Origin of the sequence: Providencia alcalifaciens, from assembly GCF_915403165.1 — a bacterium.
In the GTDB taxonomy this organism is placed as follows: Bacteria; Pseudomonadota; Gammaproteobacteria; order Enterobacterales; family Enterobacteriaceae; genus Providencia; species Providencia alcalifaciens_C.
This window is the reverse complement of the sequence record NZ_OU659204.1, coordinates 2,586,738-2,603,420: the sequence shown is the minus strand read 5'-3', so window position 1 is coordinate 2,603,420 and position 16,683 is coordinate 2,586,738. Positions and strand designations below refer to the sequence as shown.

Here is a 16,683-nt window from a genome sequence, read left to right as displayed (position 1 = left end):
GCGAGTCAATCAGGTAAAGTGCGGCGACGGACGCCGCACCAACATCTTATTTACTCATTTTAACTTCAGTAACCCACTTGTTGATCAGATTCTTACGGACTTCAGCATCGCCGTATTTATCCATATCGTAGTTGATTAAGTTTAAGTCTTTGAGTTTCAGAGACAGTGGAGAAGACTCTGCGGTGGTGTTGGTCAGAATTTGGTAAGACTGACCTTGTTTCCAGCTTAGTTCTTGGGCTTCTTTAGACAGAACGAAATCCACGAACAGTTTTGCGTTGTCCATGTTACGTGCGTTTTTCAGAATACTGATCCCGCCGATTTCATAGCCAGTCCCTTCACATGGCGCGATTAACTCTAATGGCGCACCATTTTCAACTTCTAGAGAGTAGTCATGCAGGAAGCCGATACCGATAGCAGATTCGCCACGAGCCGCGTTACGTGCTGGGGCAATACCAGATTTGGTGTATTGGGAGATGTTAGAGTTCAGTTTTTTCAGGTAATCAAAGGCTTGCTCGTTACCCCAAAGTTGGTCAAAGGTTGCTAATGCAGTGTAAGCCGTACCTGAACTTTGTGGATCCGCGATTTGAATTTCGCCTTTATATTCAGGCTTAGTCAGATCTTTCCAGCAAGTAGGAATTGGTAAACCTTTCTCTTTTAAGCGATCTTTATTCACACCAAAACCTAAGATACCGATATAAACCGCAGAAGAGTAGTTGCCTTTGCGTTTAGCAGGATCTTGGAATTGCGTCATGATTTGAGACAGGTTAGGAGATTTGTACGGCTCTAACAGATCCATTTCACCTGCTTGTGAATGTGGATCTAAAGTTCCGCCATACCATACGTCTGCTTGTGGGTTACGTTTTTCAGCTTCGATTTTAGCTAAAGTACTGCCTGAACCGTTGCGAACGAACGTCGTTTTAACGTCGTATTTTTTGGCGAATGCTTGCGTTTCCGCTTCGCACATCGCGTTGGTCGCACTACAGTAAACCACTAAACGGCCCGCTGCGTTTGCAGTGGTCGTAATAGCGGCAAGGGATAAACCTGCTGCAACAAGTGTAGAGAGAGTCTTAAGTTTCATTGTCAGTCCTTTATTCACGTTTTCGGATTAACTATTATTATGTGTCGGTGAAACTGCACCGACTAAATGCTCTCTTTTGCTGACATTGGCAATCAAAAGAGGCATCAGTAGTAGCCCCATCAAAGCGGCTGCGCTGGCGAGTAAGGTAAACATCCCTGACCAACCATAATTGGCAATCACTTGAGAGAGCGGCCATCCTGCGATTGCAGCCCCAAGATAAGCATACAATCCAAGATAACCCGTTACCGTTCCAGCTGCCTTTTTATGACAATATTCTGTAGCAGCTAGACCGACTAACATCTGTGGTCCAAATACAAAGAAACCGTTGGCTAAGAAGCATGCGGCCAATAGTCCGTAGTGATGAATTGGTATTAACCATAAGGCATTCACAGAAACGAATAGACCTAAGGAAAACAGCAAAATCATCGGTGCGCGTTGCCCTCTAAACAGGAGGTCGGAACCCCAACCTGCGCACAATGCGCCTAATAAACCACCTAATTCAAACAGAGCTAACGTGGCATTGGCGCTTAATAAATTGCTTCCGTGTGTTTCGGTTAGCCATAAATTCCCCCAATCGTTTATCCCAATACGGATGAGATAGACCAAAATGTAGGTGAAACCGAGCAGCCAAATCATTGGGTTAAACACAATGGTTTGCTTTAAAATCACCCACATGGATTGTGGGGGGGAAAGCTGCTCTTGGCGTAACTCTAATGCATCATGTCGCCACTGGCCCACGGTGGGTAAATGTTCTTCTTTGGGCGTACCTCGGAGTTGGCGGCATAGCCATAATCCTAAAATAACCCCAATAATTCCCGGAACGATCAGCGCCATTTGCCAACTGTAGTGGGTGGCTAACAAGGCTGTTAACAGTGGTAGCGCCATTCCCCCAAGGTTGATGGAAATATTCCACAGTCCCCACCAAAATCCCCGCTCGTTACGTGAGTACCAATGAGTGAGAATACGTGCACAGGGTGGCCATCCCCAACCTTGGAAAAATCCGTTTAACGTCCAAACGACTAACAGCGCAGGGAACGATAAACAGTAGGCAAAAATGATATTGAGGATCCCTGTCATCACGAGGCCAACACCCATAAACCAACGGTAGCCTGTAATGTCATGGAAAATACCGGATATAAACTTGGATAGACCATACGCAAGGTAAAATGCTGAGGCGATCCAACCAATATCACTTTTGTCTAAAAACAGTTCTGCCTGCATAACGGGCATCACAAAATTAAAGCTTTTACGGGTAAGGTAAAAAGCGGCATAACCGATGATCATGGAAAACATCAGGCGGCGACGCCAGAAACGGTAATTGCTATCCAGATCCAGTTTGCGTGTACCCGTCATAATTGTGTTTCTCCCGTTTGGCAGAATGTAATGAAGTTTTTAAATAAAAGGATGAGATAAGGTATTAGGAGGCTAAGAATAATTCCTAGTTTTTCACTATTTCATTTCAAAATGTGGGCAAGTTAACAATTATTTTGGTACCACTTTGAGTTGTTAGCGTCCAGTCGCCACCTAAGGCTCTGACTCGCTCCTCAATTCCGCGTAAACCGAAGCCTGATGTACGTTTGCTAAAAGGGATGCCCACACCATTGTCATCAACAATTAGCTGTATCGAGTCACCTTGTTGATTTAATGAGATGTGGATCTTTGTGGCTTTGGCGTGCTTGCTGATATTGTTCAGTAGCTCTTGAACCAAACGGTAAAGGGTGAATAACACTGTTTCATTGGCTGGGGTTTCAGTTAATCCGTAATGAAAGTCACATTGAATATTGTTTTCTTTAAAAGCAAATTCACCAATTAAATGGGTGAGTGCGTTTTCAAGGGACATTTCATCGAGTACAGGCGGACGTAATTGGCGCAATAGATGGCGGGTGGCTTGGTGGATCTGTAGTGCCAGCTCGTTGATTTGGCTAGCAGCGTTATAGCTTAAATCGTTAGCCGCGGTTTTTTTCACCAACATAGATTGGATTTGGATCGCGGTAATGTTTTGTCCAATCTCATCATGGAGTTCACGGGCAATATCTTTCTTCACATCTTCTTCGGTATGCACGAGTTGGCGCATCAAGTCTCGGCGGGCGTGAAGTTCTTCTTCTAATCGCTGGCGGTAGCGTTGTAAGTTACTTGAGAGTTGCTTTTGGCGGCTGATAGCGATGCCTAACCCGATACCAATCAGGGCTTGAGAGCTTAAAAAGAGTTGTAGTTCTTGGAGATCATCAAAAGCACCTTGGAACTGTCTTGCGAAGGTAATGATTAAGCTTCCTAGTAATGCGGATAACACGCCGCCTTGCCAGCCATAACGATACGCCATAAAAATATTGGGAATAAAGACCAATAAAACAATCAGTTGTTCAATTTCAGGAGCAAAGAAAATTTGGGCACTTAAGCCGACGAGACAGAAAAGAAAACACCAAATAATCAATGAAGTTCGTAATTGCTTATCCGTGGTTCCGTAGTCGAGCAGCATATGATAGTGCTGCTCATGCAAGTATTCATAGATAAGATAAACAAAGGGGGAGAGGAGAATTCCACCTGTGAATGTGGTTAAGAATAATTGGCTAATAGAATATTGAGATAAAAGCCCAAACAGCAAGGCATTGAGTATGCTATTGGCCGCGACGCCAGCCAGTAACAAAATCAGTCGTTGCCAATAAAGTGTATATCGCCACCAAATATTTTGGATAACGATTGCAACCAGCAGGCTCAATATTGGGGATAACAGCAAAATAGGTTGAGTGAGTAATTGCTCTTGTGCAAGCCAGTAGGTCAGAAGCCCTTCAGCGAGTAGAACAGTTGGCCAGTAGCGTCTCCATAATAGGATCATCAAGGTGAGGCGTAAGGCTTGCGGTAAAAATAGGGTGGCTTGAAAGCTATTTTGGCTAAGATAAAAACCAATGATCCATAATCCCACCCAAATCAGTGAGTAGGTAAATAATAGGAATAGAGACTGTAATCCTAAACGAGCCGCTTTGTTCATTACTATTTACCTTGCTGGGACGTTACCTTACTGGAACGTTACCTTGCTGGAAAGAAAATCTGTCTATCGAGAAATGATGTTGTGTTCTAAGGCGTAGTGCACTAAATCAATGGTGTTTTCGCATTGCAATTTCCCGAGGACATTCGCGCGATGTACATGCACTGTTTTATGGCTGAGGTTTAATTGTTCGGCAATGACTTTCACACTGAGGCCTGCCACCAGTAAATCAAAGACTTCGCGCTCACGGTTAGTGAGCTCTTGAACACCTTGTTTTTGCTGCGGTGTTTGGCGTAAGGCTCGCATAGCATCAGCACACAGGTAGCATCCACCTTGGTAAACAGAGCGTACCGCTTGGACTAATTCCTCAGGTCCGCAACATTTGGTGAGATAGGCACTGGCACCGGCATCGAGTGCACTTTGCACGAAAGCAGGGGTGTCATAGATGCTTAAAATAATAGTACGAAAGTCGGGCTTTTTTTTACGTAAACGGGTTAGCAGTTGTAAACCGCTCTCATCTGGCATTGAAATATCCATAATTGCCACGTCAATATCGAGGCTAATTAGGTGCGGCCATGCTTCTTGCGCACTCGCGTATTGCCCCACAATACTAATGTCAGGTTCTAACGTCAGTAATTGGGCAAAGCCGGAGCGAACAACAATATGGTCATCAATAAGGGCTATTTTTATCATTTTGTCGTATTGAGGACTGTAGTATCGAAAGTAAGTAGGAGACCATTTGCCAGTCTTATATCAATATAGGGATGGATAAGCTAGCGGAATAACATAAAATTCTGACGTACATCAGAAATGAAACGCGCAGGATCATAACGATAATAAATAGGATGGCAATATTTTATTTGGGAATGAAACGGGTTTGCCATTAAATAAAATGGGTTTTGGTGAATGACTATACACTCGCTGCTAAAATACCGGCAAAGTGAGTGAGCCAACGGCATCGATTTATTTTGGCTTTGATGAATGATAAATCACCGTCAATTCAACACAAAATAGACAGGTCTAAAGAGAATATAAATAGTGGGAGATAGGCAAATTTTTTGGAGTGTCTACTATTCGCGACAAACAGGGCTTGTTGGTGTCTCTAAAAGGAGACATTTATGATATTGATAAATAAGGGCTTTAAAAATGATGGGATTCACTGTCTTAAATTGGAGACAGATTTTGGGTGGGTAAGTGATTTTTTTTTGTATTCATAGCAATTCAAAAATGATGAGAATAAGTAAGAAAATAAATTCATATAAAAATCAATGAAATAAAAATATCATTGAAAAGTTGGCACGGGTTGTGCATAATAATCGTCAGTTGCTCATTCAATTGCTTATGTAGGTCCAAGCTTGGGGAAACCTAGCAAATGGGAACATACCACATAAAACCCGAATGATGCCAAAGTAAGGTGCCTACCGTCCAAATCATCGATATTCGCTTTCGAGCTTTATCAAACACAGGGCGACACGTGGAGTGAGGCACCACCTATATGATTATCTTTAATGAAAGACATAATCGTATGCAAAAAATCGGCATTCAAGCGTAATGTCGAGTATCGCTGGCGGAGGTGAGAAGCAATTCTTCCCTCCGCCTTCCCATTTCTGGGGTATCAATATTTCTCCCTATCGAGCTTATCTTCCCGTCCAATCGCAGTATATTTAATCTATTTATCTGAAATCATTCACGTTTAGCTCACTTTCTTGGCATGTACATTGCTATCTATCTGTCTATTGGTTTATCTATCATCAATGTAAACAGCACTTTTCGCATTAACGGGAGTTCTGCTACCATTGAATTACATATAAATAGGTAAGAGATGAATGCGTTGAGTAAATTGCGTCTTTTTCCGCGCTCATTGCGGCAGTTAGTGGTCATGGCTTTTTGGTTAGTCCTTTTGCCATTATTGGTATTGGCTTATCAGGCTTATCAAAGTCTAGAACAATTGAGTAACCAAGCGGCGGATATCAATAAAACCACGCTGCTTGATGCTCGGCGCAGTGAAGCGATGAGTAGCCTCGCGCTGGAAATGGAGCGCAGTTATCGCCAGTATTGTGTATTGCAAGATAAAGCCTTACAGACGCAGTATGAAAAGCAGTTTGCTGATTATGAACAGATGCTGGAGCGTCAAAAAACTATTTTGCCAGAGACGCCAGAAGTGTTAGGGCTCTTTACTGGGTTGCAAAAGCTGAAAGCGATTAGTTGTGAAAATAATGAACCGATGGAAGCCACTACCAGAGTGTTAGAGCAATTCTCTGCGCAAAATACGGCTGTTGTTCAGCAAACTCGAGAGGTTATTTTTAGCCGTGGTGAACAGCTTCAAAAAGCCATTGCAAATAAAGGGCAACTATTTGGTTGGCAAACACTGATCCTCTTCTTGCTGAGCGCGCTGTTGGTGACCTTATTTACTCGTATGATTATCGGCCCGGTTAAAATCATTGAACGCATGATTAACCGCTTAGGAACAGGGCTGACTCTGGAAAATGATACTGACCGCTTTAAAGGCCCAAGAGAGCTACGGATCATTGCTCAGCGAATTATTTGGTTAAGTGAGCGGTTAGCTTGGTTGGAATCCCAGCGCCATGAGTTTTTACGTCATATTTCCCATGAGCTAAAAACGCCATTAGCCAGTATGCGAGAAGGAACAGAATTATTGGCGGATGAGGTTGCAGGTCCGTTAACTAGTTCGCAAAAAGAGGTGGTTGATATTCTTGACCAGAGCAGTAAGCATCTTCAGCAACTTATTGAACAGCTTCTTGACTATAATCGGAAATTAGTCGATGAGCCGCCCGTTGCCCAGCAAGTCGATTTGAAAAAGCTTATTGAAGATATTGTTAATGCACATAATTTACCTGCAAGAGCGAAAGATATTACCACTGATGTTCGCTTAAAAGTGGAAAGTTGTCTTGCAGAACCAACCTTACTCGGAAGGGTTATTGATAATATCTACTCCAATGCGGTGCACTATGGTGGCGAATCAGGTAATATTTGGATCTCAAGCCGCAGGACAGGGAATAAATTACTCATTGAGGTTGCCAATACGGGCACGCCTATCCCTGAGTCTGAGCAAAATATGATTTTTGAACCTTTCTATCAAGGCAGCCTCCAAAGAAAAGGTGCCGTCAAAGGAAGTGGGTTAGGGCTTAGCATCGCGCAAGATTGTATTAAGCAGATGGGTGGTGAATTATCATTAGTGCCACATAAATCAGCGGATGTTTGCTTCCGAATTGAATTGCCTTTAACCGCAGAGAACGAATAATAATGCAAAACAGGTCTACAGATTTTTTGGCGGTATTGTGTAGCGCAATATTGTCGAAGACAAAAACGAGATTGTTAAAGACAAAAACAATCTCAACTCGTCGTGGGACATGTATTAAATCTTCCCGCGTTGGCACTCCTTTGGGAATGATTTTATTCTCTCTCATTTTAACGGGTTGTGTGGCGAAGAATGGTCAATCACCATTAGAAACCCTCGCCAAAGTCGTTATTCCAGAAGTGAAAACCACGGATTATCGTTACGCTTCTTGCGAATCAATTTGGGAAAATCAAGAACCTGTCTCACAGGAAAATGCCCTCTATTGGTTACGTATGATGGGCTGTGTGGACAGAATGGATGCTGACAAAGCGCGTGCTGAAGCGAAAAAGATTGAAGTGAATGATTGGTCTACTTCATTTACTAAAAATATTCTATTAGGTTCAGCGGAGCCGACAATCGCTGAACGTCGCCAAATGCTCGATAGCATTAACACTTATAGTTTGAGCTTCCCAACGCCAATTCGCCCATTATTGCAATTGTGGCGCGAGCAGCAGGTTCAAGTGATCAACCTTGCCGATGCGAATGCACGTTATAAACGTATGCAGCAAGAGATGGATGCAAAGCTTGACCGCCTAAAAGAAGATAATGCCAAGCTGCGTTTTGAGCTTAATAGCACTTCCCGCAAGTTAGAAAACTTAACGGATATTGAACGCCAGCTCTCTTCTCGCAAGAAAAATGCGAATGAAGTTGAAAAAGAAGATGAAGCCGCTGCTGCTGCACCAACAGAAACGAAGCCAGCCTCAGCCGAACAGAGTTCCTCGGAGAATAAAGCACAATGACCGGCCGTAAGTCAGCTAACTTACTTTTGGTGGATGATGATCCTAGCCTGCTAAAACTGCTTGGTATGCGTTTGAGCAGTGAAGGTTTTAAAGTCTCAACAGCGGAAAGTGGGCCTGAAGCACTAAAATTACTCCAGAAAGAAAAAATCGATCTCGTTATTAGTGATTTACGAATGGATGAAATGGATGGCATGGCGCTGTTTGATGAAGTGCAAAAAGCCCATCCGAATCTTCCGGTGATTATTCTCACTGCTCATGGTTCGATTCCTGATGCGGTTGCGGCAACGCAGCGCGGGGTGTTTAGTTTCTTAACCAAACCTGTTGATAAAGACGCGCTTTATAAAGCCATTGATGAAGCGTTAGCATTATCTTCAACACCAATTAGTGATGAAGAGTGGAGCGCTGGCATTGTCACGCGTAGCCCGCTGATGATCCGTTTACTTGAACAGGCCCATATGGTGGCACAATCAGATGTGAGTGTGCTGATTAATGGACAAAGTGGTACGGGTAAAGAAGTATTAGCGCAAGCGATTCATAAAGTTAGCCCACGAGCTCATAAACCGTTTATTGCAATTAACTGTGGCGCATTGCCTGAACAATTGCTTGAGTCTGAACTGTTTGGGCATGCTAAAGGCGCGTTTACAGGTGCAGTGAGTAGCCGTGAAGGGCTGTTTTTTGCCGCCAGCGGTGGGACGCTGTTTTTAGACGAAATTGGCGATATGCCGATGCCGCTGCAAGTCAAATTGCTGCGTGTTCTGCAAGAGCGTAAGGTTCGCCCGCTAGGAAGCAACCGCGATTTAGATATTGATGTACGCATTATTTCTGCGACTCACCGTAACTTACCGAAAGCGATGGAGAAAAACGAGTTTCGTGAAGATCTCTATTATCGCTTGAATGTGGTGAACTTGCGGATCCCTGCGTTGAATGAACGCGCGGAAGATATTCCGTTATTAGCTAATCATTTATTACGTGAAGCTGCGATCCGTCATAAACCCTTTGTTCGCAGTTTTTCGAGTGATGCGATGAAGTGCTTGATGACCGCAAGCTGGCCCGGAAACGTGCGGCAGTTAGTGAACGTGATTGAACAGTGTGTCGCATTGACCACATCTCCAGTGATCAGCGAAGCCCTCGTTAGTCAAGCTCTGGAAGGCGAAAATACGGCGCTACCGACCTTTGTGGAAGCACGTAACCAATTCGAATTAAATTATCTGCGTAAATTATTGCAGATGACCAAAGGCAACGTGACCCAAGCTGCACGCATGGCGGGACGCAACCGTACCGAGTTTTATAAATTACTTGGGCGTCACGATTTAGAAGCGAATGATTTTAAAGAATAAAACCTTTATAGCTTAAAGGATTAAGGGAGAACAAACACGTTATGAGCCGTAAGCTTAATATCTCACTGGCACAACTTAACTGGCTGGTTGGCGACATCGAAGGCAACTGCGAACGGATGTTGCAAACTGTTGAAGAGCATGCCGAAAATACTGATATCGTCATGTTTTCTGAGTTGGCTCTAACAGGCTACTCCCCTGAAGATTTACTCTTCCGCCACGATTTTGAAGAGCGTTGCACCGCGCAATTAAAACGTTTACAACAAGCTAGCGGTCAATGTGGAATTATCGTAGGCCATCCGTGGTACGAAGATAATGAAATTTATAACGCATTATCATTTTTTCACCAAGGAAAGCTATTAGCCCGTTACTTTAAGCAAGAACTGCCTAATTACGGTGTTTTTGATGAGCCTCGTTATTTCACTGCGGCAGAAAAAACGTGCGTGGTGGAATTCAAAGGTTATCAGCTCGGTTTACTGATTTGCGAAGATATTTGGTATGACGAGCCGATTGATGCGGTAAAAGGGGCGGGAGCTGAGTTGGTTCTCACCATTAATGCTTCACCGTATGATTTAAATAAAGAGCACATTCGCAGTGATCTGCTGGTGGAACATGCTCAGCGTACAGGCATGCCGATTGTCTATCTTAACCAAGTGGGTGGACAGGACGAACTCGTGTTTGATGGCGGCTCGAAAGTGCTGGCAAACAAAGGTAAGCAAGTCTACCAACTGGCTGAATTTGCAGAGCAAGTGGCGACAGTCACATTTGAAGATGTGAAATTAGTGACTGAGCAGCCGAAGCAGCCTGAAGCGTCTCAAATCGCGCAGGTGTATCAAGCATTAGTCTTAGCAACCCGCGATTACATTAACAAAAATGGCTTCAATGGGGCGATTTTAGGGTTATCCGGTGGAATTGATTCAGGATTAACCGTGGCGATCGCGGCGGATGCTATCGGTAAAGACAGGGTTCAAGCCGTTATGATGCCGTTCCGTTACACCGCTGAAATGAGCATTCATGATGCTAAAGAGCAGGCGGAATTACTGGGTGTTGAGTTTGATATCGTCTCCATCGAACCGATGTTTGATGCCTTTATGGCACAATTACAGCCGATGTTTGAAGGCACTCAACCGGATACTACAGAAGAGAATTTACAAGCCCGTTGCCGCGCCGTGATTTTAATGGCGATGTCCAATAAGCGCCGCCGTTTAGTGCTGACGACCAGCAATAAAAGTGAATCTGCAGTTGGGTATTCAACGTTGTATGGCGATATGGCAGGGGGCTTTGATGTCCTTAAAGATGTGCCAAAAACGCTGGTCTTTGAACTGGCTAAATATCGTAATACAATATCGCCGGCAATTCCGCAGCGCGTAATTGATAGACCACCTTCAGCGGAACTGGCTCCAGGGCAATTAGACCAAGATAGTTTACCGCCTTACGATGTGTTAGATGCCATCCTAGACGGTTATGTAGAAAAAGATTTATCTGTGGCTGACCTTATCAAGCTCGGATTTGATAGAGAAATTGTTCGCAAAGTTGTGCGTCTTGTCGATATTAACGAATATAAGCGCCGTCAGGCTCCTGTTGGACCGCGGATCACAATGCGTAATTTCGGTAAAGATCGTCGTTATCCGATTACCTCAGGTTTTGGCCGTAAAAACTGGTCATAACAGGAACTGAAAATGAAAAAAATTGATGCAATTATAAAACCATTCAAACTTGATGATGTGCGCGAAGCGTTAGCTGAAGTAGGTATCACCGGTATGACGGTGACTGAAGTGAAAGGCTTTGGTCGCCAAAAAGGTCACACTGAACTGTATCGCGGTGCAGAATATATGGTGGATTTTTTACCAAAGGTAAAAATTGAAATCGTTGTGCCGGACGATATTGTTGAAAGCTGTGTAGAAACCATTATGCAAACGGCGCAAACCGGCAAAATCGGTGATGGGAAAATTTTTGTGTATGACGTCGCTCGCGTAATTCGTATTCGTACAGGTGAGCAGGACGAAGAAGCAATTTAATTTTTGTCTTAGTTGGCTTATTTAGCTTTTGGCTAGCGAGTTAACTAGAATGAAAAATGCGGTAACGGGATAAATATATCTTACATGGGATGATAATATATTTATATGCGAGTCCGTTACCGCAAAAATTAAAAATCATTTATAACTAAAGCTTTAAAAACAATTCACTATAATGAATAGCTGCGATTAATTTAACGGTAATACTTTATGAGGGCCAAAACACTCATAATGAATGTTATCGGCAGCAACACCCATTTCAATTAGCTGCTTTCCAACATGTTGCATAAAGCCAACAGGCCCACAGAAATAGAATTGCATATTTGGCTGAAGCACTTTCTCTTTAACTTGCGTTAAATCCAGTAATCCTCGGTATTGGTAATCTTCACCTTGTTGGTCTTGTGGCGCGGGCTGATTAAACCAAATTGCGGAATGGCCTTGCTTGTGTTGCGTCATTAATTGACTAACTTCTTGATTAAAAGCGTGTACATCCCCATTTTCAGCAGCATGTAGCCAATTCACAGGTGCTTGGTGTTGGTGTATGGTGAGGTGGTTAAGCATGCTAAGCATTGGTGTTAAGCCGACGCCAGCAGAGATTAAAGTCACTGGCGTTTTCGGCTCGACATCAAGGTAAAAATCACCGCATGGTGGCGCTAAACGAACAATATCGCCTTCATTGAGATTTTGATGTAAGAAGCCTGAAACGATGCCTTGTTCTTCACGTTTCACTGCAATACGGTAGGTTTTTCCATTTGGCGCAGTAGTGAGTGAATACTGGCGAATCTCTTGATTTTCAAAACTATTTTCATTCAGGTATACAGTAATATATTGTCCCGGATGATAATCCGCCACCGCTTTACCATCTACTGGAGTGAGTTCAAAACTGGTGATAACGGCACTTTGAGGCTGCTTTTTAGTGACTTTGAATTCACGTAAGCCTTCCCATCCGCCAGATTTCTCGGCGTTTTCATGGTAGATCGCGCTTTCACGGTTAATGAAAATATCTGCCAGCACGCCATAAGCTCTTCCCCATGCGTCCAACACTTCCTGACCTGGGCTCAGTAGCTCATCAATCGCAGCGAGCAGGTTTTCCCCGACAATCGGGTAATGTTCTGGTTTGATATTTAAGCTGGCGTGTTTTTGCGCGATTTTCTCCACTGCACCAATTAACGCTTCTGGGGTTTCAATATGGACTGCATAGGCGCAAATGGCGTTGAATAGGGCTTCACGCTGATCGCCATTCGTTTGATTTCTCATATTGAAAATATCTTTCAGTTCAGGATGTTGTTTAAACATTCTGTCATAAAAGTGAGCGGTCAATTTAGGACCAGTTGCTGCGATGGCAGGGATGGTGGATTTAATTGTGGCGATAGTTTGTTGATCAAGCATACAGGTGCTCCTGAATTATTTTCATAATATTATGAATTTATAAACATGTATTTTATATGCAACTTATAATATTTAGCGGGAAATGTAAATAATTAACGCATTAAAAAGTGGGGGAATTCACCGCAAAATTAGAGGTGGCTAGCAAAGTTAGATATTCATCTCGGTATTATTGAAATGTGCGCTATTATATTTTGTGTTGTTTAAAGGTATCTGAAAGCAAAAAAATTAATGCAATCGTTTGCGTATATTTTTTCTTAGGGGCTATCTCAACGACGAAAAAGAGTTTACACTGTCAGTCATTAAGTTGAATTGATTGTTACCTTATTGAATTGCTGAGGCAGGAGAAGCGAATGTTAAAGCGTGAAATGAATATTGCAGATTACGACCCACAACTGTGGGAAGCAATGGAAAAAGAAGTACAACGTCAAGAAGAACACATTGAATTAATTGCTTCTGAAAACTATACCAGCCCACGAGTTATGCAGGCTCAAGGCTCTCAGCTGACCAATAAGTATGCGGAAGGTTATCCAACTAAGCGTTATTATGGTGGTTGTGAATTCGTTGATGTGGTTGAGCAATTAGCTATCGACCGCGCAAAAGAGTTATTTGGTGCTGACTACGCAAACGTACAGCCACACTCAGGTTCACAAGCTAACGCTGCCGTTTATATGGCGCTGCTGCAACCAGGTGACACTGTATTAGGTATGAACCTTGCACACGGTGGTCACTTAACTCACGGTTCTCCAGTAAACTTCTCCGGCAAACTGTATAACATCGTTCCTTATGGTATCGATGAAAGCGGTAAAATCGATTACGACGATATTGCAGCTCAAGCGAAAAAACATCAACCAAAAATGATCATCGGCGGCTTCTCCGCATATTCTGGTGTGGTTGATTGGGCTAAGATGCGTGAAATCGCTGACAGCATCGGTGCTTACCTGTTCGTTGATATGGCTCACGTTGCAGGTCTGGTGGCGGCAGGTGTTTACCCTAACCCAGTTCCACATGCTCACGTCGTTACTACAACAACGCACAAAACTTTAGCGGGCCCACGTGGTGGTCTGATTTTAGCTAAAGGCGGCGATGAAGACCTGTATAAGCGTCTGAACTCTGCGGTATTCCCAGGTTCACAAGGCGGTCCTCTGATGCATGTTATCGCAGGTAAAGCGGTAGCACTGAAAGAAGCGATGGAGCCTGCGTTCAAAACTTACCAACAGCAAGTCGCTAAAAATGCGAAAGCGATGGTTGAAGTGTTCCAAAAGCGCGGTTTTAAAGTGGTATCTGGCGGCACTGAAAACCACCTGTTCTTAGTTGACTTAGTTGACAAAGATATCACAGGTAAAGACGCTGACGCTGCACTGGGTCGCGCAAATATTACTGTAAACAAAAACAGCGTACCTAACGATCCGAAGAGCCCATTTGTGACTTCTGGTGTGCGTATCGGTTCTCCTGCAATTACACGTCGTGGCTTCAATGAAGCAGATGCACGCGAGCTAGCTGGCTGGATGTGTGATATTCTGGATAACCTCAATGACGAAGCGACCATTGAAGCTGTTAAACAGAAAGTATTAGCTATCTGCAAAAAATACCCAGTTTATGCATAATGGCGATATGCTCATAAAGTAAGCTGAATTAACACGATAAACCCGCTTCTACACTTTGTAAAAGCGGGTTTTTTGTTGTCGGTTGTAAACCCCTTCATAGGGAGGGGAATAAAAAATAAGGGAGGAGTGATGGTTATTCCATCAACGCGTTGGCTAGCGATTGATTATTTTACCTACTTTTTTGCCTACAGTATTTTCTTACCATTTTGGTCAGTATGGCTACAAGGTGAGGGAATTGATGCAGAAATGATAGGGCTTTTGTTAGGTATCGGGCTTGCAGCGCGTTTTCTTGGCGCAATGTTTATCACCCCCCAAGTCAAAGAGCCTTCCAAACTGATCAATGCATTGCGATTACTGGCAGCGCTTTCCCTTATTTTCTCCATTGGATTTTCATTCGGCTCCCATTGGGCGTGGCTGATGTTCGTCATGATAGGGTTTAACCTATTTTTTGCCCCTATGGTGCCATTAGGGGATTCACTGGCAGGAACATGGCAAAAACAGTTTACTTTTGATTATGGCAAAATCCGTGTTTGGGGCTCCATCGCCTTTATTATTGGGTCATCGTCAATGGGCTATTTCGCTGGCGTGTGGGGACATACCTCTATTATGGTGGCGCTGGTGATCAGCTGCGCGGCCTTATTATTAGGGGCGATGCTAAAACCAGCGATTATGCCCGCGGGTGTGGCAAAAATCGATGGGGCAAATAAGGTATCATTCAAACAGCTGATTGCAGATAAAAACGTATTGTTGTTTTTAATCTGTGTGACGCTGTTGCAAGGTGCTCATGCCGCATATTATGGATTTGCCTCGCTGTTCTGGAAAGAAGCGGGTTATTCCGATTTAGTGATCGGTAATTTATGGTCGCTGGGTGTGGTGGCAGAAGTGATTGTATTTATGCTGAGCCATCGATTATTCCGGCGTTGGAGTGCACGTAATTTACTTTTATTATCCGCAGTTTGTGGAATTATCCGCTGGGGAATGATGGGGGCATTTACTGCATTACCAGTCTTAATTATTGTTCAGATATTACATAGCGGAACCTTCACCGTTTGCCACTTAGCGGCAATGCGCTTTATTAGCGCGCGTAAAGAAAATGAAATTATACCGTTGCAAGGTGCTTATTCTGCATTAGCGACTGGGGGAGGGCTTGCGGTGATCACCATTATGGTTGGTTATATTTATGAACGTATGCCTGACCAGCATGGTGTCGTGTTTTATTTGATGGCGCTCTTGGCTGTGCCTGCATTGTTTATTCGACCAAAAGTGACGGCTCAGTCTTAGACTGGGGTTACCATAACGCAATAATAAAAAGGGCGCTTAGTTTTCACTAGCGCCCTTTTTAGCAAATTTAACGTGGGTTAAATTAACGTTTTAATGCTTCAGATAACTCATCTTTCATTGCAGCCAGAATATCGCGAACAACGCGCGGACTACCTGCGACTAAGTTACCTGATGCTAAATAGTTATGACCGCCTACGAAGTCAGTCATGATCCCGCCAGCTTCACGCATGATCAGTTCACCACCTAAGAAATCCCATGGTTTTAAACCGATTTCGAAGTACGCGTCCACACGGCCTGCCGCCACGTAACATAAATCCAGAGCCGCTGAACCCGTGCGACGGAAATCTGCACATTGGTCAAACATTTTGCCCATGATATTCATGTAGATAGGAGCGTGTTGTTTGTGTTTGAATGGGAAGCCTGTAGCGACAATTGCGCCTTCAAGATCGCGTTTCTCAGCGAGACGTAAACGGTAACCATTCATCTGAGCGCCTTGACCACGTACAGCCGTGAATAATTCGTTACGCATTGGGTCATAGACAGCAGCAACCTCTGTACGGCCTTTAATGCGTACAGCGATAGAGACTGAGAAGTGAGGGAGACGTTTTGTGAAGTTGGTGGTGCCATCCAGTGGATCGATTACCCATTGAATATCATCATCTTTACCTAATAACTCACCACTTTCTTCAGTGATGATAGTGTGGTCTGGGTAAGATTTACGAATAATATCAACGATAATTTGCTCAGCGTCACGGTCAACGTTAGTGACGAAATCGTTAGCACCCTTTTGGGTTACTGTTACGTTCTGAGGATCTTCATAGTTTTTAGCTATGTAATTACCAGCCTTACGTGCAGCACGTATGGCGATGTTAAGCATCGGATGCATGGGTATTTTCCACTG

The 16,683-nt window shown here is 43.7% G+C and carries 13 protein-coding genes; 7 read left to right on the top strand and 6 right to left on the bottom strand.

Annotation, left to right across the window (positions count from 1 at the left end; genetic code table 11):
• Positions 1 to 46: 46 nt before the first annotated feature.
• The 4 genes from LDO73_RS11960 to LDO73_RS11945 form a co-directional block, all read right to left on the bottom strand.
• The gene (locus LDO73_RS11960; RefSeq protein WP_224058067.1) at positions 47 to 1,078 is read right to left on the bottom strand and encodes an ABC transporter substrate-binding protein; all 1,032 of its coding nucleotides are present in this window, start codon (positions 1,076 to 1,078) and stop codon (positions 47 to 49) included.
• Positions 1,079 to 1,105: 27 nt separating this feature from the next.
• The gene (gene uhpC / locus LDO73_RS11955; protein ID WP_224058066.1) at positions 1,106 to 2,431 is read right to left on the bottom strand and encodes an MFS transporter family glucose-6-phosphate receptor UhpC; all 1,326 of its coding nucleotides are present in this window, start codon (positions 2,429 to 2,431) and stop codon (positions 1,106 to 1,108) included.
• 106 nt (positions 2,432 to 2,537) lie between these two features.
• Complete coding sequence (locus tag LDO73_RS11950) at positions 2,538 to 4,064, bottom strand: MASE1 domain-containing sensor histidine kinase (protein WP_224058065.1); 1,527 nt, start codon at positions 4,062 to 4,064, stop codon at positions 2,538 to 2,540.
• 63 nt (positions 4,065 to 4,127) lie between these two features.
• On the bottom strand, positions 4,128 to 4,754 hold the full coding sequence (locus LDO73_RS11945) for a response regulator transcription factor (protein WP_036949460.1): 627 nt from the start codon (positions 4,752 to 4,754) through the stop codon (positions 4,128 to 4,130).
• 1,129 nt (positions 4,755 to 5,883) lie between these two features.
• Here LDO73_RS11945 and LDO73_RS11940 point away from each other — a divergent pair.
• The 5 genes from LDO73_RS11940 to glnB all read left to right on the top strand — a co-directional run bounded on the left by LDO73_RS11940 (position 5,884) and on the right by glnB (position 11,511).
• The gene (locus LDO73_RS11940) at positions 5,884 to 7,323 is read left to right on the top strand and encodes a sensor histidine kinase (RefSeq protein ID WP_224058064.1); all 1,440 of its coding nucleotides are present in this window, start codon (positions 5,884 to 5,886) and stop codon (positions 7,321 to 7,323) included.
• Positions 7,324 to 7,469: 146 nt separating this feature from the next.
• Positions 7,470 to 8,159, top strand: a complete 690-nt coding sequence (gene qseG, locus LDO73_RS11935; protein WP_263422571.1) for a two-component system QseEF-associated lipoprotein QseG — start codon at positions 7,470 to 7,472, stop codon at positions 8,157 to 8,159.
• A complete protein-coding gene (gene glrR, locus LDO73_RS11930; protein WP_224058062.1) occupies positions 8,156 to 9,496 on the top strand; it encodes a two-component system response regulator GlrR in 1,341 nt (446 codons plus the stop codon). The genes qseG and glrR overlap by 4 nt, the downstream gene beginning before the upstream one ends.
• A gap of 41 nt (positions 9,497 to 9,537) precedes the next feature.
• Positions 9,538 to 11,160 carry an NAD+ synthase gene (locus tag LDO73_RS11925; protein ID WP_224058061.1) on the top strand — a complete coding sequence of 541 codons (1,623 nt, stop codon included), beginning with the start codon at positions 9,538 to 9,540 and terminating at the stop codon, positions 11,158 to 11,160.
• A 12-nt stretch (positions 11,161 to 11,172) separates the two neighbouring features.
• The gene (gene glnB / locus LDO73_RS11920) at positions 11,173 to 11,511 is read left to right on the top strand and encodes a nitrogen regulatory protein P-II (RefSeq protein WP_004921424.1); all 339 of its coding nucleotides are present in this window, start codon (positions 11,173 to 11,175) and stop codon (positions 11,509 to 11,511) included.
• Positions 11,512 to 11,697: 186 nt separating this feature from the next.
• Here the strand turns inward: glnB and hmpA are convergent, their stop codons facing one another.
• Positions 11,698 to 12,897, bottom strand: coding sequence for an NO-inducible flavohemoprotein (gene hmpA, locus LDO73_RS11915; protein WP_224058060.1), 1,200 nt, complete (start codon positions 12,895 to 12,897; stop codon positions 11,698 to 11,700).
• A gap of 350 nt (positions 12,898 to 13,247) precedes the next feature.
• Between hmpA and glyA the strand changes: the two genes are divergently transcribed.
• Entirely contained in the window at positions 13,248 to 14,501 is a 1,254-nt protein-coding gene (gene glyA, locus LDO73_RS11910; protein ID WP_036949469.1) for a serine hydroxymethyltransferase, read from the top strand.
• A gap of 129 nt (positions 14,502 to 14,630) precedes the next feature.
• A complete protein-coding gene (locus tag LDO73_RS11905; protein WP_224058059.1) occupies positions 14,631 to 15,782 on the top strand; it encodes a 3-phenylpropionate MFS transporter in 1,152 nt (383 codons plus the stop codon).
• An 82-nt stretch (positions 15,783 to 15,864) separates the two neighbouring features.
• Here LDO73_RS11905 and suhB read toward each other — a convergent pair whose 3' ends face one another.
• The gene (gene suhB / locus LDO73_RS11900) at positions 15,865 to 16,668 is read right to left on the bottom strand and encodes an inositol-1-monophosphatase (RefSeq protein WP_224058058.1); all 804 of its coding nucleotides are present in this window, start codon (positions 16,666 to 16,668) and stop codon (positions 15,865 to 15,867) included.
• Positions 16,669 to 16,683 lie beyond the last annotated feature (15 nt).

Bases quoted from the DNA above. Each gene is read 5' to 3' on its own strand.
- LDO73_RS11940 (WP_224058064.1), top strand. From the start codon at position 5,884: ATGAATGCGTTGAGTAAATTGCGTCTTTTTCCGCGCTCATTGCGGCAG.
- LDO73_RS11960 (WP_224058067.1), bottom strand. From the start codon at position 1,078: ATGAAACTTAAGACTCTCTCTACACTTGTTGCAGCAGGTTTATCCCTT.
- uhpC (WP_224058066.1), bottom strand. From the start codon at position 2,431: ATGACGGGTACACGCAAACTGGATCTGGATAGCAATTACCGTTTCTGG.
- hmpA (WP_224058060.1), bottom strand. From the start codon at position 12,897: ATGCTTGATCAACAAACTATCGCCACAATTAAATCCACCATCCCTGCC.
- qseG (WP_263422571.1), top strand. From the start codon at position 7,470: ATGATTTTATTCTCTCTCATTTTAACGGGTTGTGTGGCGAAGAATGGT.
- glrR (WP_224058062.1), top strand. From the start codon at position 8,156: ATGACCGGCCGTAAGTCAGCTAACTTACTTTTGGTGGATGATGATCCT.
- suhB (WP_224058058.1), bottom strand. From the start codon at position 16,668: ATGCATCCGATGCTTAACATCGCCATACGTGCTGCACGTAAGGCTGGT.
- LDO73_RS11925 (WP_224058061.1), top strand. From the start codon at position 9,538: ATGAGCCGTAAGCTTAATATCTCACTGGCACAACTTAACTGGCTGGTT.
- glnB (WP_004921424.1), top strand. From the start codon at position 11,173: ATGAAAAAAATTGATGCAATTATAAAACCATTCAAACTTGATGATGTG.
- LDO73_RS11945 (WP_036949460.1), bottom strand. From the start codon at position 4,754: ATGATAAAAATAGCCCTTATTGATGACCATATTGTTGTTCGCTCCGGC.
- LDO73_RS11950 (WP_224058065.1), bottom strand. From the start codon at position 4,064: ATGAACAAAGCGGCTCGTTTAGGATTACAGTCTCTATTCCTATTATTT.
- glyA (WP_036949469.1), top strand. From the start codon at position 13,248: ATGTTAAAGCGTGAAATGAATATTGCAGATTACGACCCACAACTGTGG.
- LDO73_RS11905 (WP_224058059.1), top strand. From the start codon at position 14,631: ATGGTTATTCCATCAACGCGTTGGCTAGCGATTGATTATTTTACCTAC.